This is a genomic window from Acinetobacter lwoffii (assembly GCF_024129715.1).
In the GTDB taxonomy this organism is placed as follows: domain Bacteria; phylum Pseudomonadota; class Gammaproteobacteria; order Pseudomonadales; family Moraxellaceae; genus Acinetobacter; species Acinetobacter lwoffii_U.
Genome location: NZ_JAMXXM010000007.1, coordinates 84,416 through 108,500, shown reverse-complemented (window position 1 = coordinate 108,500; position 24,085 = coordinate 84,416). Strand labels below are relative to the sequence as shown.

The 24,085-nt window shown below is 44.0% G+C and carries 27 protein-coding genes, 4 tRNA genes and 1 riboswitch; of the genes, 9 read left to right on the top strand and 22 right to left on the bottom strand.

Annotated features, from left to right (window positions below; translation table 11 throughout):
* Positions 1 to 128: 128 nt before the first annotated feature.
* On the top strand, positions 129 to 605 hold the full coding sequence (locus tag NI462_RS07370; RefSeq protein WP_004280633.1) for a tRNA (cytidine(34)-2'-O)-methyltransferase: 477 nt from the start codon (positions 129 to 131) through the stop codon (positions 603 to 605).
* An 89-nt stretch (positions 606 to 694) separates the two neighbouring features.
* Positions 695 to 1,177 carry a hypothetical protein gene (locus NI462_RS07365; RefSeq protein ID WP_290444252.1) on the top strand — a complete coding sequence of 161 codons (483 nt, stop codon included), beginning with the start codon at positions 695 to 697 and terminating at the stop codon, positions 1,175 to 1,177.
* Positions 1,178 to 1,245: 68 nt separating this feature from the next.
* Here NI462_RS07365 and NI462_RS07360 read toward each other — a convergent pair whose 3' ends face one another.
* The 6 genes from NI462_RS07360 to rpoD form a co-directional block, all read right to left on the bottom strand.
* Entirely contained in the window at positions 1,246 to 2,637 is a 1,392-nt protein-coding gene (locus NI462_RS07360; protein ID WP_004280630.1) for an APC family permease, read from the bottom strand.
* A 267-nt stretch (positions 2,638 to 2,904) separates the two neighbouring features.
* Positions 2,905 to 4,089 (bottom strand): iron-containing alcohol dehydrogenase, encoded by a 1,185-nt coding sequence (locus tag NI462_RS07355; RefSeq protein WP_004280629.1) that lies wholly within the window; start codon positions 4,087 to 4,089, stop codon positions 2,905 to 2,907.
* 1 nt (position 4,090) lies between these two features.
* Positions 4,091 to 4,624, bottom strand: coding sequence for a hypothetical protein (locus NI462_RS07350; protein ID WP_005106305.1), 534 nt, complete (start codon positions 4,622 to 4,624; stop codon positions 4,091 to 4,093).
* 74 nt (positions 4,625 to 4,698) lie between these two features.
* Entirely contained in the window at positions 4,699 to 5,358 is a 660-nt protein-coding gene (gene lipB / locus NI462_RS07345) for a lipoyl(octanoyl) transferase LipB (protein WP_253159806.1), read from the bottom strand.
* A 150-nt stretch (positions 5,359 to 5,508) separates the two neighbouring features.
* Complete coding sequence (locus NI462_RS07340; protein WP_114541670.1) at positions 5,509 to 5,796, bottom strand: YbeD family protein; 288 nt, start codon at positions 5,794 to 5,796, stop codon at positions 5,509 to 5,511.
* 113 nt (positions 5,797 to 5,909) lie between these two features.
* Positions 5,910 to 7,844: an RNA polymerase sigma factor RpoD gene (gene rpoD / locus NI462_RS07335; RefSeq protein ID WP_224215688.1), complete on the bottom strand. Its 1,935-nt coding sequence runs from the start codon at positions 7,842 to 7,844 to the stop codon at positions 5,910 to 5,912.
* A gap of 351 nt (positions 7,845 to 8,195) precedes the next feature.
* Between rpoD and NI462_RS07330 the strand changes: the two genes are divergently transcribed.
* On the top strand, positions 8,196 to 8,402 hold the full coding sequence (locus NI462_RS07330) for a PA3496 family putative envelope integrity protein (RefSeq protein ID WP_004280622.1): 207 nt from the start codon (positions 8,196 to 8,198) through the stop codon (positions 8,400 to 8,402).
* A 71-nt stretch (positions 8,403 to 8,473) separates the two neighbouring features.
* Positions 8,474 to 8,998 (top strand): YecA/YgfB family protein, encoded by a 525-nt coding sequence (locus NI462_RS07325; RefSeq protein WP_004280621.1) that lies wholly within the window; start codon positions 8,474 to 8,476, stop codon positions 8,996 to 8,998.
* 61 nt (positions 8,999 to 9,059) lie between these two features.
* On the opposite strand, the gene NI462_RS07320 is transcribed toward NI462_RS07325, so the two are convergent.
* The 4 genes from NI462_RS07320 to trhO all read right to left on the bottom strand — a co-directional run bounded on the left by NI462_RS07320 (position 9,060) and on the right by trhO (position 11,645).
* Positions 9,060 to 9,494: an ABZJ_00895 family protein gene (locus tag NI462_RS07320; protein WP_213687555.1), complete on the bottom strand. Its 435-nt coding sequence runs from the start codon at positions 9,492 to 9,494 to the stop codon at positions 9,060 to 9,062.
* Positions 9,495 to 9,522: 28 nt separating this feature from the next.
* On the bottom strand, positions 9,523 to 10,140 hold the full coding sequence (locus tag NI462_RS07315) for a DedA family protein (protein ID WP_180180455.1): 618 nt from the start codon (positions 10,138 to 10,140) through the stop codon (positions 9,523 to 9,525).
* Positions 10,141 to 10,227: 87 nt separating this feature from the next.
* Positions 10,228 to 10,506 (bottom strand): FUSC family protein, encoded by a 279-nt coding sequence (locus NI462_RS07310; RefSeq protein ID WP_253159804.1) that lies wholly within the window; start codon positions 10,504 to 10,506, stop codon positions 10,228 to 10,230.
* Positions 10,507 to 10,712: 206 nt separating this feature from the next.
* Positions 10,713 to 11,645 (bottom strand): oxygen-dependent tRNA uridine(34) hydroxylase TrhO, encoded by a 933-nt coding sequence (trhO, locus tag NI462_RS07305; RefSeq protein WP_005265894.1) that lies wholly within the window; start codon positions 11,643 to 11,645, stop codon positions 10,713 to 10,715.
* Positions 11,646 to 11,834: 189 nt separating this feature from the next.
* On the opposite strand from trhO, the gene NI462_RS07300 reads away from it, so the two are divergent.
* Together NI462_RS07300 and NI462_RS07295 are read left to right on the top strand one after the other, a co-directional pair.
* Complete coding sequence (locus NI462_RS07300; RefSeq protein WP_253159814.1) at positions 11,835 to 12,323, top strand: DUF1289 domain-containing protein; 489 nt, start codon at positions 11,835 to 11,837, stop codon at positions 12,321 to 12,323.
* Positions 12,324 to 12,367: 44 nt separating this feature from the next.
* Positions 12,368 to 12,979, top strand: a complete 612-nt coding sequence (locus tag NI462_RS07295) for a LysE family translocator (RefSeq protein WP_086044566.1) — start codon at positions 12,368 to 12,370, stop codon at positions 12,977 to 12,979.
* 65 nt (positions 12,980 to 13,044) lie between these two features.
* On the opposite strand, the gene ribB is transcribed toward NI462_RS07295, so the two are convergent.
* Positions 13,045 to 13,704, bottom strand: a complete 660-nt coding sequence (ribB, locus tag NI462_RS07290) for a 3,4-dihydroxy-2-butanone-4-phosphate synthase (protein ID WP_044108711.1) — start codon at positions 13,702 to 13,704, stop codon at positions 13,045 to 13,047.
* A 106-nt stretch (positions 13,705 to 13,810) separates the two neighbouring features.
* Positions 13,811 to 13,965: riboswitch (FMN riboswitch) on the bottom strand.
* Between the two features lie 170 nt (positions 13,966 to 14,135).
* On the opposite strand from ribB, the gene NI462_RS07285 reads away from it, so the two are divergent.
* On the top strand, positions 14,136 to 15,941 hold the full coding sequence (locus NI462_RS07285; protein ID WP_121979627.1) for a DUF2157 domain-containing protein: 1,806 nt from the start codon (positions 14,136 to 14,138) through the stop codon (positions 15,939 to 15,941).
* Entirely contained in the window at positions 15,938 to 16,504 is a 567-nt protein-coding gene (locus NI462_RS07280; RefSeq protein WP_253159802.1) for a GDYXXLXY domain-containing protein, read from the top strand. The genes NI462_RS07285 and NI462_RS07280 overlap by 4 nt, the downstream gene beginning before the upstream one ends.
* 68 nt (positions 16,505 to 16,572) lie before the next feature.
* On the opposite strand, the gene panD is transcribed toward NI462_RS07280, so the two are convergent.
* The 11 genes from panD to NI462_RS07225 all read right to left on the bottom strand — a co-directional run bounded on the left by panD (position 16,573) and on the right by NI462_RS07225 (position 22,668).
* Positions 16,573 to 16,953, bottom strand: a complete 381-nt coding sequence (gene panD, locus NI462_RS07275) for an aspartate 1-decarboxylase (RefSeq protein WP_004280606.1) — start codon at positions 16,951 to 16,953, stop codon at positions 16,573 to 16,575.
* 144 nt (positions 16,954 to 17,097) lie between these two features.
* Positions 17,098 to 17,679 (bottom strand): aminoacyl-tRNA hydrolase, encoded by a 582-nt coding sequence (pth, locus tag NI462_RS07270; RefSeq protein ID WP_004280604.1) that lies wholly within the window; start codon positions 17,677 to 17,679, stop codon positions 17,098 to 17,100.
* A gap of 18 nt (positions 17,680 to 17,697) precedes the next feature.
* Positions 17,698 to 17,994 (bottom strand): 50S ribosomal protein L25, encoded by a 297-nt coding sequence (gene rplY, locus NI462_RS07265; protein WP_004645781.1) that lies wholly within the window; start codon positions 17,992 to 17,994, stop codon positions 17,698 to 17,700.
* Positions 17,995 to 18,092: 98 nt separating this feature from the next.
* Positions 18,093 to 19,046 carry a ribose-phosphate pyrophosphokinase gene (locus NI462_RS07260; protein WP_005103975.1) on the bottom strand — a complete coding sequence of 318 codons (954 nt, stop codon included), beginning with the start codon at positions 19,044 to 19,046 and terminating at the stop codon, positions 18,093 to 18,095.
* A 36-nt stretch (positions 19,047 to 19,082) separates the two neighbouring features.
* Positions 19,083 to 19,157 (bottom strand) — tRNA-Gln (locus tag NI462_RS07255).
* A gap of 92 nt (positions 19,158 to 19,249) precedes the next feature.
* Positions 19,250 to 19,324 (bottom strand) — tRNA-Gln (locus tag NI462_RS07250).
* Positions 19,325 to 19,342: 18 nt separating this feature from the next.
* Positions 19,343 to 19,417, bottom strand: a tRNA-Gln gene (locus NI462_RS07245).
* Between the two features lie 26 nt (positions 19,418 to 19,443).
* Positions 19,444 to 19,518: transfer RNA gene (locus tag NI462_RS07240), tRNA-Gln, on the bottom strand.
* Positions 19,519 to 19,520: 2 nt separating this feature from the next.
* Positions 19,521 to 20,348, bottom strand: coding sequence for a 4-(cytidine 5'-diphospho)-2-C-methyl-D-erythritol kinase (gene ispE, locus NI462_RS07235; RefSeq protein ID WP_253159812.1), 828 nt, complete (start codon positions 20,346 to 20,348; stop codon positions 19,521 to 19,523).
* A gap of 21 nt (positions 20,349 to 20,369) precedes the next feature.
* Entirely contained in the window at positions 20,370 to 20,948 is a 579-nt protein-coding gene (gene lolB, locus NI462_RS07230; RefSeq protein WP_253159800.1) for a lipoprotein insertase outer membrane protein LolB, read from the bottom strand.
* A gap of 7 nt (positions 20,949 to 20,955) precedes the next feature.
* Entirely contained in the window at positions 20,956 to 22,668 is a 1,713-nt protein-coding gene (locus NI462_RS07225; RefSeq protein ID WP_035342311.1) for a tetratricopeptide repeat protein, read from the bottom strand.
* Positions 22,669 to 22,747: 79 nt separating this feature from the next.
* Between NI462_RS07225 and hemA the strand changes: the two genes are divergently transcribed.
* Complete coding sequence (gene hemA / locus NI462_RS07220; protein WP_253159798.1) at positions 22,748 to 24,037, top strand: glutamyl-tRNA reductase; 1,290 nt, start codon at positions 22,748 to 22,750, stop codon at positions 24,035 to 24,037.
* The last annotated feature ends 48 nt before the right edge of the window (positions 24,038 to 24,085 follow it).

Genomic DNA, 24,085 nt, shown 5'->3' with positions numbered 1-24,085 from the left:
GCAAAGCACTGCTTTGCCCGAGCGCAAGACGAAGGCTGTGCCTGAAGTAAGAGGATAAGCAAAGCACTGCTTTGCCCGAGCGCAAGACGAATGTCGTGTCTGAATTAAATATATTAAGTGAGTAAGCTGTGATCCACGTTGTTTTATATGAGCCTGAAATTCCTGCAAATACAGGCAATATCATTCGTCTGTGTGCCAATACCGGAGCACAGTTGCATCTGGTCAAGCCGCTGGGTTTTGAACTGGATGACAAAAAACTGAAACGTGCCGGTCTGGATTATCACGAATATGCCAATATGCAGATTTGGGAAAATATCGAAGACTGTCTGGCTGATCTGGCAAGTAAAGGCATTGGTCTGGATGCAATCTATCCATTGACCACCAAAGGTTCTGAAACACCGCATACTTCGGATTTAAACCGTCCTGTGGCCTTGTTAATGGGGCCGGAAACTCGTGGTCTGCCTGAACATGTTCGTCTAATGTTTCCGCAAAAGCACTGGATTCGTTTACCGATGGCAGAGAACTCCCGAAGTTTGAACCTATCGAATGCCACAGCAGTGATTGTGTATGAAGCTTGGCGTCAGCAGGGTTTTAAAACGCTTTAAGCTGATATTTGTAGTAATTCTAAAAGCTGCCTTTGGGTGGCTTTTTTATTTTGTGTAACAAATAGATAAACTGCTTTTCACTTCATTGTATGCTTGAGTTTATAACTTCATCAAATATAACAAAAGGTGCAGCCTTGAAGCCTCTATTAAAACTTATCATCGCATGTTGCCTTGGATCTACTGCGGCTTCCGTGAGTGCGGAAGAGGGCAGTGCCGCCACATCGGCAACAAAGGAAGTTCAACCCATTACTCAAGCGGAAATACAGCAGGGTTTGCTCAACATGCAAAAACGCTTAGATACGCGTATTGAAAAATGGGGGCAGAGCTTGGATGCAGATGATTTTCAATGGACCTGGCGAGGGCGTAAATTAAAGCTAGCCAAGCGTGAAGAAGTCTGTGATATTTTTCAGGATGTCGTCGATGAAATGTATCAACTGGCTATCAAGAATAAAGCCCGTTTAGGTCCGGAAGAGCAAAAGTTATTGTCTAATCGCAGTCTGTTTATTGAGAAACTGGGTTATGAAAATAATCGGGTCAATACCCAGATGGGTTTTGATTGTTATTTACATTAGTAAAATCAAAACATGACAGACATAAAAAAGGCGCATGAAGCGCCTTTTTTATTTGAATTGAAACGATATTATTTATCGTCAAATTCATTGTGCTGAGGAGCTGGGTGCTTGAAGCCTTTAGTTTTATAGCCCAAGTACAAGATACCGCCAAATGCCCAGATCAGACCGTATTTAAGCGAAGCTTCATCGACTTCTAGCCACAATGCAAATACTGAAATGAAGCCAAGTAAAGGAACAACGACAAAGTTCATGATCTCTTTAGCACTCTTGGTACGACCATCACGTAATGCATAACGTGAAATCACTGACAAGTTGACGAAACTGAATGCAGTTAAGGCACCAAAGCTGATCAACGACACCACAAAATCAAGATCCATAAAGCCAGCAGTTAAAGCCACTGCACCAGCGATTAAGATGTTGTATGAAGGTGTATAGTTTTTCGGGCTAATATGACCGAAGATCTTCTTGTTGATTACGCCATCACGACCCATTACATACATCAGACGTGATACACCCGCATGTGCTGAAATACCAGAAGCCATAACTGTCACAATCGCGAAGTAAAGTACGACTGTTTTAAACGCCACGCCACCGACAGCTTGTAAAATATCCGGCTGTGTTGCAGCGATATCTTCAAAGTAAGTTTTTGGATCATTCGGGAAGAAGATCTGCATGAAGTAAGTACTGATGATAAAGATGATACCTGCCAATAATGCAGTCAAGAAAATCGCTTTAGGTAAGGTTTTTTCGGTATCTTTGGTTTCTTCAGCCAGAGAACTTAAGGAGTCAAAACCTGTGAATGAGAAACACAGTAAGGTTGCACCGGTAATCAGGGCAGCAACAGAAGTAAACTCATTCCAGAATGGCTCTAAACTCCACAGTTGATACTTTGCATCGACCAGTGTGCCGTCTGCATTCACGCCACCTTCCAGAAGTTGGTAAACCATCCAAGTGAAGTATGCAATGACGCCCAATTGTACGAATACAATCATACTGTTGAAGTTGGCAACAAATCTCGCACCACGAAGGTTAATCGCGGTCATAAATGCTGTTAAACCAATGACCCAAACCCAATGGTTCATGTCTGGGAAAAGTGCTTCCAGATAAATCACCGCCAGAATGATATTGACCATTGGCGATAACAGGTAATCCAGCAAGGATGACCAACCCACCATGAAACCTACGTTCGGGTGGATGGATTTTTGCGCATAGGTATAGGCCGAACCCGAAGAAGGGTAGCGACGAATCATATGACCATAGCTCAAGGAGGTTAACAAAATTGCAATCAGTGCAAAAATGTAAGAGGTAGGAACGTGGAAGTTACTTTCTTCAGATACCAGACCAAATGTATCAAACAAGGTCATGGGTTGAATATAAGCTAAACCAATAATAATGATGTGCCAGAGTCCCAGCGTTTTTTGCAGTTTAGCTGCCGATTGAGTCCCAGAGATATTAGTCAACGGCGTTATCCTCTTAATCGTTGATCAAGGATCAGTCATATTTATAAGGATCGTTTGAGACGAACGATCCCCCCTACAGTTTTCTATAAAAGTCCGCCAATCTACTTGAAAAGAACGGCTTTTGCTAGCTATTTTTTTGACTTTTGTCCTGCATAAAATGTGCCATTCAAAAAAAGAAATCGAATTTTTTCTTATGCAAGATAAAAGCCTGATGTTTAAAAAAACATCAGGCTAGAATTTCGGCTATATTGGCTTATTTTTCAGTAATTACCAAGCCTTTTTTAAGATAGATTTTAAATCTTCCAGGGTGGCTTCTTTCGGGTTATAAATGATGGAACCATCATTCAGGGCTTTCTCTGCCACTTCATCGAGCTGGGCTTCAGAAATCTTACCGGTTTCACGTAATGTGCGCGGTAATTTGGTGAGACTGTAAATCCGGTCACGCATGGTCAGAATCGTTGCAATAGTTTTGTCAGCACGTAGATGCGCCGGCGTTTGTGCATAAATATCGGCACCCGCCAAAGGCAGGAGCAGATCTGCGATTTTATCGCCATTGACCTCTTTGTTGTATTCCAGCACATAAGGCAGGAATAAGTTCATGCATAAACCATGCGGCAGGTGTACCACTGCACCCAATGAGTGCCCCAGTGAATGCACAATGCCGACCATCGAGTTGGAAAATGCAATTCCCGCCATGGTCGATGCCTGTGCCAGCTCCAGACGGCCTTGTGCATCGGAAGGGTTATCCAGCACATTAAATAGATGGGTACTGATCTTTTTGACTGCGGCAGTCGCATAAGCATCCGAAATTGGATTGGCTGCCATGCAGGTATAAGCTTCAACCGCATGGGTCATAGCATCCATCGCGGTCATGGCGGTTAAATGCGGCGGCAAGGTCTGGGTCATGCGGGGATCCAGAATCGCAGCATGCGGCATCAGATAATAAGAGGCGAACGGCATTTTGACGTTCTTTTCAGTGTCCGACACGACAGCGACCATGGTTACTTCTGAACCTGTACCAGACGTGGTTGGAATCACAAAGAACGGTTTCAGCGGTTTAGGCAAGTTATGTGCACCCGAATATTTCAGCAGGTCATCACCGCCTTCAGAGACCAGAATATTGGTTGCCTTAGAGGTATCTATGACTGAACCACCGCCCACGGCAATGATCGCATCACAATGATTTTCGCGATACAGTTTTGCTGCGCTGCGTACTGTACCCAAGCTAGAATCGGGCGGTACATCATCAAAAATCGCTACAATTGCAGCATCCGCCATTTCAAATGCGGCTTCAATCGGTGCCAGCAGATTGTTGGCGCGTACACCTTTGTCGGTAATGATCAGCGGACGTTTGGCCCCCAAAGTCGCAAGTTCAAACGGAATATGTTCTAACGCGGCATGACCGGCAATCACTTTGACCGGACAGAAAAATTCATAATAAGGTTTAGCCATGTTATACACTCCGTTTCAAATAGGATTGAGCGATTTTCAGATAAATGCTGCTCGCTTCGCTTAGTTTTTCTTTTAGGCTCAGATTGCTTGGATATTCTTTCACTGCCAGTTGTGCCACCATTTTCGGCAAAATCAGTGCTTCCATTTTATTCAGGCAGCGTACCAGACGAATGGCATTGGAAATATCGCCATCAGCAATCATGCGGTCATTGGCAAAAGCCTGTGAGGTACTTTCCTGAAAAGAAAACACCAAAAAGGCATGATGCAGATGTTTAAAGGTAATGATCAAATCAGGTGCTTTTTCCAGATTTTTGACCAGTTCCAGTTGTTTGTCCTCAGTGACCCGCGCCACAAAGGCCGGGCCATGCGGAAAGACTTTCATGGAAAGAGTAAAATTTTCTGGAAAATGGGCCACTTCCTGTTTGATTTCTTCATCCACCTGACTTGCCATGACCAGACCTCGGCCAATCACATCCATCATGAGTTTGACATAGGCAAGCTGCAAAGCGGGTTTTACGGATTTAGTCGCAATCACGTGATGATCCCTATCTCAATATTATTAGTTTAGAGTAAATACTCTAATTTATTTGGGGCTGAAATGCAAAGGCTTTATCTTTGCTCGACAGTTACTTGCTTAAAGTACCCGCTGTGACGCAAAGTTTCAATAATTTCAGTGCACAACTGGCTGAATTGCGGCGGTTGTTCGAGCAGGTCACTCATGCGTACCATTTCCAGTCCTGCATAGCCACAAGGATTGATGGTGTTGAATCCGCTCAGATCACAATCCAGATTTAGGGACAGACCATGGTAGCTACGGCCTTTGCGAATTTTAAAACCGAGTGAGCCGATTTTACGTTCAGCCACATATACACCAGGTGCATCCGGTTTGGCATAGGCATCAATGCCATATTTTTTTAGCAATTCAATCATCAGGTTTTCAGCATAAGACACCAGCGTGCGCACATTCCAGCCCAGACGATTCAGGTCGAACATGAAGTAAGCCACCAACTGGCCGGGACCATGCCAAGTCACCTGACCACCACGATCGGTCTGAATTACCGGAATGTTGCTCGGTATCAGAATATGTTCTGGCTTACCGGCCTGACCTTGAGTCAGTACATCCTGATGTTGCAAAATCCACAATTGATCCGGGCTATGTTCATCACGAGTTTCCGTAAATGTTTTCATTTCCAGAAAACGATCTTCATAAGGTGTGAGGTCGTGATATTGACGAATGATCAGCTCGGGCTTTTGCAGCGCATCAGTCACAGGAAGTGTCCTTGGTAATTATAAAAAACTGGTCATAATTATAATGATTTCGGCATGAAATAGGGGCGAGATCTGCAATATTTAAGCGTTAGCTCAGCTTTTAATGAGCATAAAAAAACACGCCCGGAAGCGTGTCTTTTTCATTTTCGATTAGAGTGCCGTTTTAATCAGCGGGCAGGCGGCTAAATCTGCATACACAGCATGCACCTGCTCCAGTTCCAGAAAGCGCAGTTGTGCGGTAATGGAATGATATTTGCCAGTACGCGATGGCGTAATACTTACGCTATCACCTTCAAAATCTGGAAAATGTTTTAAAAAAATCTCGATGACAGCGTGGCGTAATTCGTCACCCGCAAGGCCAATCAGTTTAATCGGATAATCCATAGGGAAAACCCAAAGATGTTCTTGAAGTTCACGAGATGGTGTACGGTCTAACATGGTAGTCCCCCTGATTTGAAACGCCTGCAATCATGCAGGCGTTTGGGTCTGTCTTGGCTACTTAAATGGAGACTGATGATCAAATTTCAAGTCTCCAGAATAAGCATCAAATCTTAATCATTCTCAAGGAATGAACGTAAGTGTTCTGAACGCGATGGATGGCGAAGTTTACGCAGCGCTTTCGCTTCAATCTGACGAATACGTTCACGTGTTACGTCAAACTGTTTGCCCACCTCTTCCAAAGTATGGTCAGTCGGCATGTCGATACCAAAACGCATTTTTAGGACTTTGGCTTCACGTTCAGTCAGGTTTTCCAGAACTTCACGTGTCGCTTCTTTCAGGCCTTCAGACGTTGCCGCATCAATTGGTGAAGTGATGTTGCTGTCTTCAATGAAGTCACCCAGATGTGAATCTTCATCATCACCGATCGGTGTTTCCATCGAAATTGGTTCTTTGGCGATTTTCAGTACTTTACGTACTTTAACTTCGTCCATTTCCAGACGTTCGCCCAGTTCTTCAGGAGTCGGTTCACGACCCATTTCCTGTAGAAGCTGACGAGATACACGGTTGATCTTGTTGATCGTTTCAATCATGTGTACCGGAATACGAATGGTACGTGCCTGATCCGCGATCGAACGGGTAATCGCCTGACGAATCCACCAGGTCGCATAAGTCGAGAATTTATAACCACGACGGTATTCAAACTTGTCTACGGCTTTCATCAGACCGATGTTACCTTCCTGAATCAGATCCAGGAATTGCAAGCCACGGTTGGTATATTTCTTCGCAATCGAAATTACCAGACGCAAGTTCGCTTCAACCATTTCTTTCTTGGCACGACGTGCTTTGGCTTCACCGACGGCCATACGTTTGGCAATGTCTTTAATGCCTTTTACATCAAGGCCAAGCTCTTTCTCGATATCGGCAATTTTTTGCTGGAAGGCCAATACGTCTGGACGTACTTTTTCCAGATAAGCTTTCTGGTCTGCAGGTGTTTTTGCGATCTGCTCATCTAACCAGGCTGGATTCGATTCTTGGCCCGGGAAGCTGGTACGGAACTGGGTGCGATCCATACGGCCACGACGTACTGCATAACGCATCACTTCACGTTCTGCACCACGAATTTGATCATGGGTACCACGAATCATTTCAGAAATGATATCGAATAGACGCGGGGTAAATTTGAACATCATGAATACAGTTGCAAGTGCCTGCAAAGCTTCTTCAGCCTGTTTGCTGTCACGACCATGTTTTTCAATAGTTGCTTTGGTATTCAGCCACGCATTTTCCAGTTCAGTAAAACGCGCTTTAGCAATTTCAGGATCTGGACCAGAATCTGCTTCTGATTCATCATCAGAATCTGCTTCTTCTTCCTCTTCATCATCGTCCAGTTTTACATCTTTGGTCGATTTTTTCGAGTCAGTCTCATCTTCAGCAAGAACCGCTTCTTCTTCTAGAACTTCAGGAATTTCTTCATCTGATTCAGGATCTAAATAACCTGATAAAAGGTCAGCAAGACGGCGTTCACCCGCTTCATAATCTTTGTATTCTTGCAGTACCACTTCTACCGCATTCGGCCAGTAAGCAATCGAGTGCAAAACATCACGAATACCTTCTTCGATGCGTTTTGCGATGCTGATTTCGCCTTCACGAGTCAGAAGTTCTACTGTACCCATCTCACGCATATACATACGTACAGGGTCAGTGGTACGACCTGGCTCGTTTTCTACCGAGGCAAGTACGGCTGCAGCTTCTTCTTCTGCAACTTCATCCGCCGCTTCTGCAGTATCTTCGAACATCGTATCATCAGATTCAGGCGCGCGATCATGTACCGGAATACCAACGTCATTCAGCATCTGAATGATGTCTTCAATCTGCTCGCTTTCTGTGATGGAGTCCGGCAGATGATCGTTAACCTCAGCGAAGGTTAAATAACCTTGTTCTTTGCCTCGGCTAATCAGAGCCGCTACTTGAGAAGTAGGGGAAGTCATATCGCTCATCTTTTGCTTACTCTTCGTTGAATCTGTGGCAGTAAAAAACCGTACAATGCTGCACGATTTAAGCTCGTTAAATTTAGTGAATAGCCTACATATTTCATCAGTGAATTCAGCATTAAAGCTGTCTGATAAAATATTTAAAATGAAATTCAGTAATTTAAGATGGGGGTGAATTTGTTGTTTTCAAGTTCATCCCATGCGTGTCTGTTTATGACTCAAAAAAGGAGAATCAAAAAACATAAGGACGCAGGGTGGATTATATCATGGCACACAATTGAGACAGAAAAAACCCCTAATTACAAATTAAAAATACGAAAATCCAAATAAAACTTGACTTGTTATTTTAGGCACGATAAATAGCGCTTAAATCCTTTTACATTTTTCACTCATGAGGAAGTTTTAGTGTCTTCTACAGATTTTGAACTAGATGATAACTTCGGTGAAGATGATGTTAATTTCGATGAGGCTTCTAGCAAGCTCAGTGCTAAAGAGTCGTTGGAAAAACGTCGTCTGATCGATGATCTGCTGACCCAACGTCGTTTAGAGCGCGAACTCAAAGATTTTGACTATGACTTCGACGATGATGACGATTTTGACGACGAAGATTAACGAATTCGGATTTAGCATAGCCTGAATAAATGCTATGCTAAACCTTTCGGTTTTCTAAGTTTGGATGTTAGATGAGTGCTTTAGATTTAGACCTGTTGAGTGAATATCTAGATGGTGACCAAAATGAACATGGTCTAGATTTCGCGGCAACCCATGGTTTCTTATGTGCTATTGCAGTAGGCCCAAAATTCGACAAATGGTTAGACGAACTTTTTGATAGTAATCAAAAGAAAGTGCCTGCAGAAATCATCACTCAGGTGCAAGCATGGTTAGAGTCTATTCGTCAAAGCTTAGCCAATGAAGAAGGGATTACGTTCCCGTTTGAAATTGAAGAAGCAGACACTGAATCAAGCCTGGGTGACTGGAGTGTGGGCTTTGTAGATGCCATGTTCCTGAACGAAGACGCTTGGTTTACTGAAGAATTTGAAGAGCAACTGGTGGATTTAACCCTGCCAATCATGGTCTTTAGCGGCATTGATGATGAAGATCCACAAATGGAAACTTTCCGTCGCAATGGTCAGTTAATGGATGAACTTGCAGAAGAAATTCCAGAAAACTTAAATGAATTGTATCTGATGTATCACACTCCAGAATAATTCATAAAAAAAGCACCGCAGGGTGCTTTTTTTAGCTTTGGCCTTTTTGTATCTTTGAGATCTACTCGACCCTATTTTCTTTCAAGCCTGTACGCTTCGCCAGACTATAGCGTGCATAAGCATTGTAGGCGATATGAAACAGCAAGGCATGTAAGGCAATGCTTGCAGCCACCAGGAATGAATTTGTTCCTCTTCCTGTATAGGTGATGGTTCTATAAATCTCATCTGTCTGCGGGTTCATCCAGATGACCACTACTAAAAAGATAAACCCGAATGTCATAGCAATGATAGTAGAGCCCCAGACCAGTTTGCTTTTCTCTTGCTGAGTCGGCAAACGAAGTTCTTTCTTAACAAAGTATCGGGCACTGAGAAAGGCAGAAGCAATCAGGGCAGGAATCAGCAGAATGGCGCCCAGATTGAATACATAGATGAATATGCCTACCAATAGAACCAAGGTCAGATAAACGGTGGCAAAATATTTAAGATAATGCGACATCGTTTTAATCTCCTTAAGGGATCTTCCCTCAGGATGGACGATTTTTACGCTGCTGTCTACGGTAGAAAATCCAGATAATAATTACCGCAACAATGGCAATAATCACATAACTGACTTTACTGAAAATTTGCTGCATCAAATGCTGGTTTTCGCCAAAATAAAATCCGACACAGGCCAAAAATGTAGTCCAGATGAGGGTTCCAAGTGCGCTATAGAACATAAATTTCCAGAAGGGCATATGACTCATGCCGGCAGGAATGCTGATCAGCGAGCGGACGGCAGGAATCATGCGGCCAAAGAACACAATGCGGTGACCATAATGCTCAAACCAACTGAGTGATTTTTTCACATCCTCTGATTTAATAAATAAATATTTGCCATAACGATCGACAAATTTAAAAATAGAATCATGGTTAAATTTATAGCCAATCCAGTATAGCAAGGCGGCTGCTAGTAGAGAGCCGATACAGCCGGACATGATGACCCCGAAGAGTATTAACTCGCCCTGAGAGGCGGAATAGCCCGCGGAAGGCATAATAATTTCGGAAGGGATTGGCGGGAAGACATTATCCAGGAACATGAGCAGGGCAATGCCCCAGTAGCCCAGTTGCTCCATGACGGAAATAATCCATTCGGTCAGATTCATATGATTGGCAAAATAAAAAATACTGCCTGTATCCTAAGCAGTATTTTTTGTGCGGTAAAGTCTTGGAATATAAATGATCAGACAGAATCAGCTATGTGTCAGGGTATAAATATAAACTTTACGTAAGAAATAGGCCAAGCAGATCGGCAAAATACTCAGCAGGATAAAATGCATGATGCTGGTATTGATATGGTAACCAATGAACAGCGCCAAGATTGCGCCAATAACGGTTCCCAAGATAACGACGAACAGATGTGACTGTTGTTCAAGCTCGTCAGAAATTTGATGAAGCCGTTGCAATTTTATATTTTCTTTAGGTTGAAATTGAACCAGGTTGTCTGAATCTCGAGCAAGTGAGCCTGCCATTTTATATTCCTTTTCACTTAAAAATTTAAGTTAATAATGAAAGACTTAGCTTATAAATCACCGTATCATTAGACTAACAATCTTGTTTGAAAAAAAATGAGGTTCTTGGTAAGTAATTGGTAAGATTTTTATTACTGTTGTAATTTTTATGTAAACAAAAAACCCTCCGAAGAGGGTTTTTATATATTTCATTACAAAAGACCAAATTAGAGGCGTTTGCGTTTTGCTGCTAAAATTTGTGATTGACGCATACGGAAACCTTCTTTTTGTTTCTCCGTGGTTTTGTCAATACAGTACACACAAGAGACACCATGTTCATAACTTGGGAGTGCAACTTCTTCTGGAAGTAAAGGCCAGCCACAGGCATGACACTTGGTATTTTGGCCCTCTTCAACACCGTGCGTTACGGCAGTACGACCGTCAAACACGAAGCATTCACCTTCCCACATGCTTTCTTCAGCCGGGGTTTCTTCCAGGTATTTTAAAATGCCGCCTTTCAGGTGATACACTTCGGTAAAACCTTCTTGTAGAAGAAGTGAAGTGGATTTTTCACAACGAATACCGCCAGTACAGAACATGGCAATTTTCTTATCTTTGTGCTGTTCCAGATTATTTTTCACGTATTCAGGAAATTCGCGGAAGCTTTCAGTTTTCGGGTCAATTGCGCCTTTGAAAGTGCCGGCTTTGTATTCGTAATCGTTACGTGTATCGACCAGAATCACGTCATCACGTGCAATCAGTTCGTTCCATTCTTTCGGATCAAGATAGTGACCGACTAAATCACGCGGTTTTACTTCCACACCTAAAGTTACGATTTCTTTTTTTAATTTAATTTTCATCTTACGGAATGGCTTTTCAGAACTGTCAGATTCTTTGTATTCCATTTCGTTAAAACCTTCATTTAGAAGGAACTGGTGAATTTGATCAATCGATGCACGGTCGCCTGCAACCGTACCGTTAATGCCTTCACCTGCCACAATCAGAGTACCGCAAAGGTTGATGGATTTTACCAGGTCCAGAAGACGTTGCTGAAGATCGGCAGGATCTTGAACTTCTTTGAATTGATAAAGTGCGGCAACAACCCAACCAGTCGTCGCTTGCTGTTCTACAGGTGCAAGCTGTTCTACAGTAGCGTTCATGGAATACTCCAACGTAGCATGATAATTTGAAAGGCGCATATTTTAGCTTGATTCGAGTGAATAAGCGAGTAAAACGCAAGTCTTTTAACAGGCTTCAATTCATGGGAGAGAGCGTGTATAGTCATGCCCGAACCAGGATTTTGTGCAGTGATGCAGATACTGAAAGTTGCAGTATCTTTGGAGTGTGTTTTGAGTTCAGATCGTCGTATTGCGTCTTTAACCCCATGTGCAGGGCGTTGTTCGACCGTATTTGGTGATGCGGTATGTCGTGGTTGCCGCCGTTTTAATCATGAAGTGATTCACTGGAATACGTATAGTGCCGAGCAGCATCGAGCTGTGTGGCAACGCCTGGATGCACAGCTGGATCAGATTCTGGTGCCGCTGTTACCGCATGCCGATCTTGTCAAAGTGCAGGCCTTTGTGCTGTCGAAACGGGTGCGGTTGCGTGATGATGCCAGTAAAGGGCGTAAGCTCTACCATGCATTAAAATTGTGTGAAAAAAACCGGCATTTGACTGATGAGAGTGGCCTAGGCATTCATTACAAACAAGTACGTCCAATTTGGGATGAATTTGAACGTCGAGTATTGGCATTGGCAAAAGCCAGTTATGATCTGGCATTCTTGCGTGCTGATGGGATGAGTCAGCATCTGATCCAGATGGAAGAAGAGGACGAGTAGGTCCTCTTTTTTTATGCTGACTATATTAGACAAGGAGGAATGGGGTGAATATTACCGAATATCTGCTGTATTGTCTGGCCGTAGTAATCATGATCGCGACGCCCGGACCAGTAATGTTACTGGTCGCTAGTGCTGGGCTCAAAGGCGGCTATAAGCATGCCTTGCAGACTATTTTCGGGACTAACTTTGCCTCACTGGTTCTGATTGGTTTATCCATTCTCAGTCTAAAAGGTCTTCTGGTTGTTAACGAAAATTGGCTGAATGGCATTAAGCTACTTGGCTGTTTGTATATTGCCTGGCTGGGAATTCAGATTTTCAGGGAAGTCTGGCAAGGGCAGGGATCAACTGGACCACAAAACCTGCAGCCCGTACAGGGTGGCTTTCGTACCGGTTTTCTGGTAGGTATTTCTAATCCCAAGGATATTATTTTCTTTGCCGCCTTTTTTCCGCAATTTATAGGCATTAGCCCAAACCTCGATTTAAGCTTGGTGATTCTGACAATTAGCTGGATTGTTCTGGATTTTCTCACCCTGTCACTGGTGTATCTGGGTTTTCAGCGATTATCTCGGTCTCAGCTTTATCCGCATTTACTTGGGCTATGTGGCTTGATCTTGTTAATGGTTGCACTGTATGGGATTTATTCCATCTTCAGTTAATTCAATCAATATATACGACACAAAAAATCCCGGACCAAATGCCGGGATTTTCTTTTTAAATAGACTTATATATTGTGTTGCTGGCGGTACTGTACCAGTTCATCAATGGTAATTAGGCTCAGTTGATGCGTCTGTGCATACGAGAGAACTTGAATACCAGAAGCCATGCTGCCATCCGGATTAGTCAGTTCACACAACACGCCGGCAGGTTTTAAACCAGCCAGACGCGCAAGGTCAATAGTACCTTCAGTATGACCACGCCGGGTTAAGACACCACCTTCACGGGCGCGTAATGGGAATACATGACCAGGACGATTCAGATCACTGGCAACTGCGCCGTCTTTAATCGCTGTTTTAATTGTAGTCGTGCGGTCTTTGGCAGAAACACCGGTTGTTACACCCTCTACTGCTTCAATACTTACAGTAAAGGCAGTTTTAAACTGGCTAGAGTTATCTTGTACCATTGGTGGTAACTCTAAATGGTTTGCCAGCTCATCAGTCAGACATAAGCAAACGATGCCGGAACCATCACGAATCATACGCGCCATGGTTTCTATAGTTAAAGTTTCAGCTGCCACAATCAGATCGGCTTCATTTTCACGGTCAAAATCATCCATGACCAAGACAGGTTTGCCTTGGCGGAGATCTTCGAGTGCCTGAAGGATACGTTGTTCAGCAGGGGCTAAAGCAGAAAAGAAAATTTCGGGTTGAATCAAACTTGACATTGAAATGCTCACCTAAACTAAAAATATGATTGAACATTTCAGGACTGAGTGAAAATAGGCTTATAGCAAAAACAGGTGTATGCACGGCATACAGCCTTGGTGCTGCTTTCGTCTTCTTTCATCCGGACTATACCGTCGGCTCTGGATTTGCACCAGATCTGCAGATCAATCGAAATTGACCGCTCGTGGGCTAATTCAAGCCTAATTATAAAAAGCTGAAATTACCACCGGTGGGGAATCACACCCCGCCCTGAAGCGATGTAAGAACATTATAGTCCTGATTTTAAAAAGATGGGATGGTTGAAATGGAAAGTAATTTGCAGAATTTTAGATAAACAAAACAGATAATCTGAATTACCCAGGTTTTTAGCAAAATACTGGAAACATGCTATGGTGTGAGGAAGATTAGAAATCCTTCAATCATTCTAACAATGCATAAAACTGAGCTGATCCGAAATAATCAATTTTCGCCCTTGCTGTTCTGCAATGTAGAAGTACTACGTTATTTAAAAATCTTGGGCTTGGCACTCATCACGGTCAGTTTGCTGTATTTAATGGCAGCGAACTGGTGGATGCTGCCGGATCCGGTTCAGCTGGCAATCCCGATGCTGATTTTACTCTGTAGTGCAACAGCAAGTATTTACTTCGACCAGCAGGAATGGGTGAGACAGAGTCTGGATACAGTATCTGGTCTCATGCTGGGTTTAAGTCTGGCAATGATTGGGCAGATTTATCAAACTGGCGCAGATAGTTATCTGTTATTTTTGCTCTGGTCAGCCTTGCTCTTACCATGGCTCTATCGCTCCAATATTGGCATTTTTGTCATGCTTTGCGTAGTGAGCCAGCTGACGTTGTATCTGTATTTTAAACAGAGCTTCTGGATGGGAAGAGCAGAAGGGTTGTATTTGCTCGGTCTAAATTTGCTGACAGCACTTAGCTTTGCGTATGCCATGCGCTATTACGCGCTGCTACGTTTTCTGTTTATCGCATTTGTGATCGTGATTTCGATCAGCAGCATGATGCAGTTTATTCATCACTCTAAGCTGATCTATTTAACTTCTTCAGTTGTTTTACCGACAGGTGCCGCATTTTATTTTTATAGGAAACATCAGGCGCTAGAAGCCATTCTTCTCATTGCAGGTTTGGCTGCCAGTGTGAGCTTATGGGTATTTGAACTGGTTGAAAATCAACTGACCAATTCAGCTACTGGACTATTTGTGCTAGCTGTGCTGATTTTTGGCTGGTTTGCCTTAATTAGTTTTGCTTTAAATAGAATTTTTCCACAAACCAAATTTTCTGTGATTCCTCTGGCACTCGGTGCCTGGATTTCGGGGATTATTCTTGCAGTCCTGTTACTGACTTACTGGGAAGCATTTTCGATTTTAATGGGGATCATTTTTATAGGCATCGCCTGGAAACTGCTGGGTCAGCAGGCTTCAGTTTTTATGCACCAGTTTGCCTATTGCTTGTGGATCTGTGGTCAGGCAGCAGTTTTAATTCATACAGAACTGCTGACCGACAGTATGGTTGTAGTCTGGCTGCTGCAATTATTAATGCTGGGGCTTACTACCATCAAACGGATGCACTGGTCTATTTTGACCCTACAGCTGCTGATGACGCATGCATTAGCAATCGTGGTTCTGGTCTTAGAGAATTCTTTTAAACATGATGACATGGTGATCAGTATCATACTCAGCTTGAACTATGTCATTTTCATCGGAATATTCCTAACAGCGCGTTATTGGCAATCTTCGCATTATCAGAAAAGTATCTTTCTCTGGATGATTGCCATGCTGACAGGTTCAGCGGTGGTTCAGGCGGTGACCGGATTAGAGCACTGGCACAGCATTGGACAGATCAGCTTTGACCAAGTCCTGTTATTTTATATTCTTCCGAGCTTATTGTTGTTCAGTTTTATTTGGCAAAACTGGCAACAATTTTCTGAAAAATGGCTCTGGTTAATTCCGGTTCTGGGTTTATTACTGATCCTGCTGGGCTATTTTGAAATTTTTATCATTATGCTGCTCATGGCCTGGGCTGTAGTCTATCAGCAACGACTGATGCAAGCTCTGTCGATTTTATTGCTGATCTTCTGGTTATGGATGCTGTATTACAATCTGGGGCTGAGTTTCCTGGTAAAGAGCCTAACGATTTTCATCTCAGGTCTTATGGTTTGGTGCATGGTCTATGGCTTAAAGCAGGTAAGGATTAGACCTGGTCAGGAGGAAACTGCATGAAAAAGTTTCTTCCTCTGATTCTGGCCGGATTCAGTATTCTGCTCTTTGTGGGATTGATCCTGAAACATGAACATCATTTAGTGAACAGCCAGTCCATTTTCGTCGAGTTGGCGCCAGTCGATCCGCGTTCGATCCTGCAAGGGGATTATATGGCACTGAACTATGATCTGCATTTTAGCGCAGTGGCAGCGGAGAATGGTTCCGAACAGTCTGTTTCTGATATCAAAATTGAAGATTTTAAAAATCAATCTCATGTGATGAGTTATGTGCAGCTGGATCAGCAGCGCAGAGTTATCAAAACCAGTTTTGATCGAAGTGCATTAAATAAGTCGGAACGTTCAGCCCGATTAATTCTAAAAAACCCACGCAATACTTTTGAGGCTTTATATCCTGCTGCTAACAGTTTCATGTTCGCCGAAGGTCTGGAGCCTTGTTATCGTAACGCCAAATTCGCAGAGCTGAAGGTGAAGGAAAATGGTGAGGCCTTGTTATTTGATTTACTGGATCAACAATTAAAACCTTTAAATTGTGAAAGCTCTAAAAGCTGGCGAGAGGGCAGTTAAACAGGTCAATATTCCAGTATTAAAAAAGCCCGCAATGTGCGAGCTTTTGGGTATCTGGTTTGATCAGATTATGCGACTTGTACCGGAATACAGTTGGCAGTGTGGCTGACTGTATTGTTTGGGTTAGCATAAACCAAGCGAGGCTGATGAGCATTTGCTTCAGCTTCAGTGAAATCACCAAAGGTTGCAATAATCACGATATCGCCTACATCAGCCTGATGCGCAGCGCCACCATTCACTGAAATGATGCCTGAATTGTCTTCGCCACGAATTGCATAAGTTGCAAAACGTTTACCATTGGTCACGTTCCACACATGAATTTCTTCGTATTCACGAATGCCAGCCAAATCCATCAAAACGCCATCAATTGCACATGAACCTTCATAGTGTAGTTCTGCATGTGTAACGTGAGCGCGGTGAATTTTGCATTTTAATAAACGAGATAGCATGGCTAGCGTCCCCTGAGTTGACCTAAGAGTTTGATCATTTGGTTAAATCAATCTTGCTTGCTGTATGGTGAACAATCGAGCAAACGCATTTTGCGCTTAAATAAACTTTCTGGCAAGCGGAATTGTCCAGCAATTTTTGAATGTTTAGTTCGGCTTATATGCGTTAATTTGATTCATGGCTTGCTGTACTTCACCGTTCACTAGCATTTTTGTGCGGGCGAGGGCATGGGAAATCGCATCATCCATTAAATTCTGTTCGCTGCTAGGTGCTTTACTGAGTACATGACCGGAAACACGGTCTTTGGCACCAGGATGGCCAATTCCAATACGCAGGCGATGGAAGTTTGAACCAATATGTGGCACGATATCACGTAGACCATTATGACCACCGTGACCACCGCCAGTTTTCAGGCGAATGACACCAGGATTCATGTCCAGTTCATCATGAGCAATCAGGATCGATTCAGGTGCAATATTGTAGAATTTGGCGAAAGGAACAACACTTTTACCGGAAAGGTTCATAAAGGTTGTCGGTAGAAGAAGACGGACGTCTTGACCTTCGATATTGCCACGACCGCTAAATCCGTTGAATTTTGGGTCTTTTTTGAGGGTAATGCCATATTGCTCTGCAAGGCGTTCTACGAACCAGAAACCTGCATTATGGCGGGTTTGGGCATACTCAGAACCTGGGTTACCCAAACCAACAATCAGTGAAATATTTGACACTAATTACACCATTAACACTTATGCGCGTTTGAAGTCAGCGTGCATTGGTGTGTTTTTAGCTGGGTGACGTTGTAACGCTTGGATTTTCACGCTTTCAACTTTACCGTCTACATCAATTTCGATAACTTCTTCAAAGAATGAATTGTTTTCTAAGAATTTAACAAGCTGACGAAGCTCAACAGTAATTGCTACAGGAGCAGCTTCACCACCGTAGATGATTGCAGGAACTTTAGCTTGAAGACGAAGGCGGCGGCTCGCACCTTTCCCTTGAACTGCTTCTTCACGTGCTGCTGCGTTTAATACGAAGTTTGCCATGATAGACATCCTATTTAAGTTAAATGAACCAGACTTGCGACCAGTCTGGTGAGTAAAAGCCCTACCAAATGGCAGGGCTTTGAAAATTCAGCGCTCTATTATAGATAAGAATCGAACATTGCGCTAATAGATTCTTCGTTGTTAATACGACGAATCGTTTCGGCAACCATGCTGGCTACTGAAACCTGGCGAATCTTGCCCAGTGCTAAAGCTTCATCAGAAAGAGGAATGGTATCAGTCACAACCAGTTCATCAATCACAGAATTCTTTAAGTTTTCAAGTGCTTTACCAGAAAGTACTGGATGTGTTGCATATGCAACCACCTTGCGAGCACCGAAGGTTTTCAATGCATCAGCAGCTTTGCATAGCGTACCAGCAGTATCTACCATGTCATCGACGATGACACAATCACGATCTTTTACATCGCCAATCAAATGCATCACTTGTGATTCATTCGCTTTTTGACGACGCTTATCGATGATTGCAAGATCGATATCGCCCATTTGTTTCGCAACAGCACGTGCACGCACGACACCACCGACGTCAGGTGAAACCACCATCAGATTGTGATGCGATTGTTGACGCAAGTCAGCAAGTAGCGCTGGTGTACCGTAGATGTTGTCTACAGGGATATCGAAGAAGCCTTGGATCTGGTCAGCATGCAAGTCGATCATCACCACACGGTCAACGCCTACAGTAGTGAGCATGTCTGCTACAACTTTTGCAGTGATTGGAACACGTGCTGAACGTGGACGACGGTCTTGACGAGCATAACCAAAATAAGGAATCACGGCAGTAATACGACCCGCACTTGCACGACGCAAAGCATCAGCCATCACCAAGATTTCCATCAGGTTATCATTAGTTGGGGCACAAGTAGGTTGTACGATAAATACGTCTTTACCACGAACGTTTTCAGTAATCTCGACAGCAATTTCACCGTCAGAGAACTGACCTACAGAGGCAGCGCCTAGAGGAATATGTAAGTGACTTACGACTTTTTGAGCGAATTGTGGATGCGCAGATCCACTAAAAACGACAAGATTGGGCATGAAGCACCCTTGGCGGTTGGGATATATGGGAATAGATGGCAGGGGTAGCTGGATTCGAACCAACGGATGCCGAGATCAAAACCCGGTGCCTTACCACTTGGCGATACCCCTAATGCGGCAGAACTTTAATATTTTTGCGGTAAAGTGTCAAGGTAAATTAACAGTCTTACAGCAAATGAGTGTTCTGTCTTTTTTCGAGAAAATGGCAGGGGCGGCTGGATTCGAACCAACGGATGCCGAGATCAAAACCCGGTGCCTTACCACTTGGCGACGCCCCTAATTTGATGACTGTAAGATGGCAGGGGTAGCTGGATTCGAACCAACGGATGCCGAGATCAAAACCCGGTGCCTTACCACTTGGCGATACCCCTAATACAGTACATCTACAGGTGAAAAATGGCAGGGGTAGCTGGATTCGAACCAACGGATGCCGAGATCAAAACCCGGTGCCTTACCACTTGGCGATACCCCTATCTACACTTTAAACCGAACTAAAGGTGATTCTTGTAAACTGTTGACCAGGTAAGCTTTACATGGTGCATTTGCAAGAATATCTTCGATATTCAGATTTTCAGTGACTTCAATAAACACACAGGCACCTGTACCTGTAAGTTTTGCTTTTTCGAACTGGTCGAGATATTGCATTGCTTCATCTACTTCAGGATATAAGCTTCTTGCCAGTGGCTCAAAGTTATTTCCAAAATCAGATGGCGTTTCCTGATAGGCGCAAAATTTAGTGCTCTTCGTGTCTCTTGTCAATGCTTTTTGCGAAAAAAGCAGTTGAGTGCTGATAAAACAATCAGGTTTTAACACAATGAATTTTTTTTGATCTAAGTCTATGAATGTTAAGTGTTCGCCAATACCTTCGGCCCAGGCATTTTTACCATGCACAAATATCGGAACATCTGCGCCCAGCTTGACCCCAAGCTCTGCCAGTTGCTCAATATTTAAATCGCACTGCCAAAGCTGGTTCAGCACAATCAGGGTCGTCGCTGCATTGGAAGAGCCGCCACCGAGACCTGCACCCATCGGGATATTTTTTTCCAGACGAATTTTTAGTCCAGAGAGCGTCTTAGCATAGGGCTTCAACAACTGTATCGCCCGATAGATTAAATTCTGTTGCAGATCGACTGAGGCCAGACCTTCTATCTGAACCGCATCATCAGCGCTTTGTTCAAACTCCAGCCAGTCATACAGGTCAATCAACTGAAAAATACTTTGCAGTTCATGATAGCCATTTTCACGGCGACCGGTAATATGTAAAAACAAATTCAGTTTAGCAGGCGAAGGAACACGAATTATCATGGGCTGGAATCAGGTCAATTAACGGTTTTCAATGATCATTGTAATACGGTTTTCCGCACCATTTTCAAGTGACTGCTTTAAAATCAAGCGGTTTGGCATTTTGGCCTGCGCATTATAATTGAGATCGACCGTCCAGCCCTGTTCGATAATCTGGCTGATTCGCTGCGCATCGTCTTTTTGTAATTTGGCAGCCGTGGTGGCAGGGCGGGCTTGTACCCAATCGACTAAATAACTGATCGGCGCTTGCCAGCCTGTTGCGCGTTGCAGTAATTCCTCGGCACTGGCTGCCTGAATCACACCGGTTTTTGCGCTGTTTAAAGTCACTTGTCCCGGTGTGCCAGAAATCTGGGTTTTACCGACGCCTAAGATACCGCTGAGTTCAATATCGAATTCTTCCTGCTGTTGTACCCAAGTAAAGAATGCGCTGCCAGTCTGTTGAGGGGTGCGAACGCCAATTTTACCTTGCAGCTGAAATTGATTCTCTGCCTGTACAGACGGGGTGGCAGGCGCTTGTGGCTTGATCATCTGCTGACATCCAGTTAAAAATAAAGCAGTGGCTGCAAAGGCACAGCAGCCCAATTGGCTCAAATTGCGCATAAATTAATTAACTCGTTTTGGTTTGTGGTGCTAACAATAGCGAATTAAGTTGTTTCAATTCTGGGTCATTTGGATGGTTTTGTTGTAATTGTTGTAACACTTGGTGGAAGTGTTGTAGATCACCTTTCATGTACAAGGAACGGGCATAACGTACCCCAATCTTCACATTCGGATTCAATTGATAGGCTTTGTATAACACATCCGCAGCTGTGGTGAAGTCATTCTGTAAATAACAGATATAACCATAGGTATCCAGAATCGATGCCTGTTCTGGTGCATATTCTAGTGCCTGTTCGACATAGCGGCGTGCTTCTTCGAGGCGACGGTTTTGCATCGCCAGGGTATAGGCATAGGCATTCAGATAGGTCGGACTATTCGGTTCAATTTTAAGTAAAGTGCTGAGTAATTCATCCAGCTTGGCGCGATCCTGATGGGGGTCCAGCAACAGGACTTGCGAATAAACCAGTTCAGGGTCATCGGGCAGGTTTTTGCTGGCTTCTTCCAGCAGGCGGATCGCGGCTTTTTTATTCTGCATGCGCGTCAAAATATCCGCTTGGGCTAGATAGAGGAAGCTGGCATGTTGTGGATAATTGACCCGTTCCTGAGTCAGGAAACGCAGTGCATCATGCAGTTTATCCTGCTGGGCAAAAATCGAAATCATGTTACGGCGCGAGACCGTGTACAGACTGCCATCGACCAGACGATAATAGGCTTTGGCTGTTTCATAGTGCTGTTTGCGTTCTGCATTGACCGCCAGATAATAATAGGCTTCGTTCTGATATTGTGCAGAATAACGCAGTTCAACCAGATATTTTTCGGCCTTCTCGTATTCTTCTAAGTCAATACTGGTCAGTCCGGCAATAAACAGGGCTTCTTCGGCAGTCGGCCATTTTTTTAGAATGTCTTGCAGTTTTTTCAGCGCCAAAGTCGCTTCGTTCAGCTTGACTAGATATTTGACTTCGGCCAGACGTACATCCAGATTATTACGGTGTTTACGGCTGGATTTTTCATACCATTGCAGTGTCGCCTGAGTATCGCCGAGTGCATTGAGCAGATTGGCCTTCATCAGGATATAGCCGGTCGCATTCGGACGTTTTTTTAAGGCGCGGTTAACTGTATTTAAAGCCTGTTCAAGCTGACCATTTTGTGCTTCCAGACCGGCCACTAGCACCAGAATAGATGGATTGTCCTTGGCTTTAGTGGTGCTTAAGGCCTGAATCAGATAAGTACGATCCTCTGTGCCTTCCGGTGAAATTCCGGCGAGAATTTCTTCCAGATCGGCACTGTCATCAATTTGCAGGATTTTTTCTAAGGTCTCAGCAGCCAGCTCATATTCATGCGCTTTAAGGGCAATATGTGATAAATAAAATAAAGCAGGGACGTCTTGTGGCTCTTGTACCACCCAGTGCGTGGAGATATCTAGTGCTGCCTGTAGGTCATCATGTTCCAGCGCGACATTCAGTGCACGCTGCTTGACTGAAGTGGAATTGCTCTTGATCGCCAGCACCGTATAGTTGTGCAAAGCAGTCGGAATGTCATGTGCAGCGATGGCAAACTCAGCCATCATACTTTGTTTTATCGCATCATAATTTTGATTTGCATGGTAAACTGCTTCCGCTGCATAAAGATGCGCAGTCGAAGCCATGCTACCCACCAGTAGGAATGTGGTAGAATATTGCTTAATTGTAGGGCCGTTGATACGGCTAATTGTTTGACGCAATTTTTTATTGATCCAAGTAATGCTTTTTATGACACCGATGTTGCACAATAGCATAAATTTAGTGAAATGATGACCTGATATGTCTTTCTTTGCATTGGGTGTCAACCATCAAACTGCCTCTGTAGAACTGCGCGAACAAGTGGCGTTTAACCCTGAAAAGTTAAGTGCCATTCTTGCCGAGCAAAGCCAACACCCTGAACTGAACGACATGGTGGTGGTGTCTACATGTAACCGGACCGAAGTTTACGCCATGTCTGACAATGCTGACATGGTGCTGAACTGGCTCGCCCAGAAAAATGGGGTGGATGTCAAACAACTGCAACATCATGTCTATCGTTATGAAAATGCTCAAGCGGTGACGCATCTGATGCGTGTTGCCAGTGGTCTGGATTCACTGATGCTAGGTGAACCACAAATTCTGGGGCAGGTCAAAACCGCACTTTCTCTGGCCAAAGACTCTCATACCGTTTCGCAAAACCTGAACCGCATTTTTGAATATGCTTTTTATGCCGCTAAACGTGTGCGTTCGGAAACGGCTGTCGGTAGTCATGCGGTCTCGATGGGCTATGCGGTAGCACAACTTGCCTTGCAAGTGTTTAGTCACCCGGACAAGCTGACCATTATGGTGGTGGCAGCTGGAGAGATGAACAGTCTGGTGGCTAAGCATCTTGCAGAAATGGGTGTGGGCAAGATCATCATCTGTAACCGTACCCGCGAACGTGCAGACATTCTGGCGCAGGAAATTGCACATCGGGTTGAGGTCGAAATTATCGACTTTGACCAGTTAGCTGCCAACTTGCATCGTGCCGATGTGATTTCCAGTTGTACCGGTAGTTTGCATCAAGTGATTAACTTTGCGGATGTAAAAGCTGCACTGAAAAAACGCCGTTACCAGCAGATGCTACTGGTGGATCTGGCCGTTCCGCGTGATATTGATGCCAAAGTAGAAAGCCTGGATGGGGTTTATCTATATGGCGTCGATGATCTGCAAACGGTGATTGAAGAAAATCTGGCACAGCGCCGTCAAGCGGCTGTTGAGGCTGAGATCATGGTCAATCAGCTGGCTACAGAACTGATGACCCAGCAAAAGGTCAAACAGGCCGGGGCGACCATTCATGCCTATCGTGACCACGGGGAAACATTACGTCAGGAAGAATTGTCACTGGCAATGCAGCGTATTGCCAAGGGCGAAAAGGCGGAAACGGTACTGGCCGAGTTTTCACATCGTTTAACCCAAAAACTGTTGCATCCAACTTCTATTGTGCTGCGTGAGGCGGCCAAAGCGGAAGATCCTACCTATTTTGAGCTGTTACAGGAAGAACTGGGCAATGTAGTCGCGAAGCGTCGTAAATCCAGGCATTCGTTTTAATCAGCATGATGAGAAGCTTGGTTCTTTGCTGATTTGTACTTCAACATA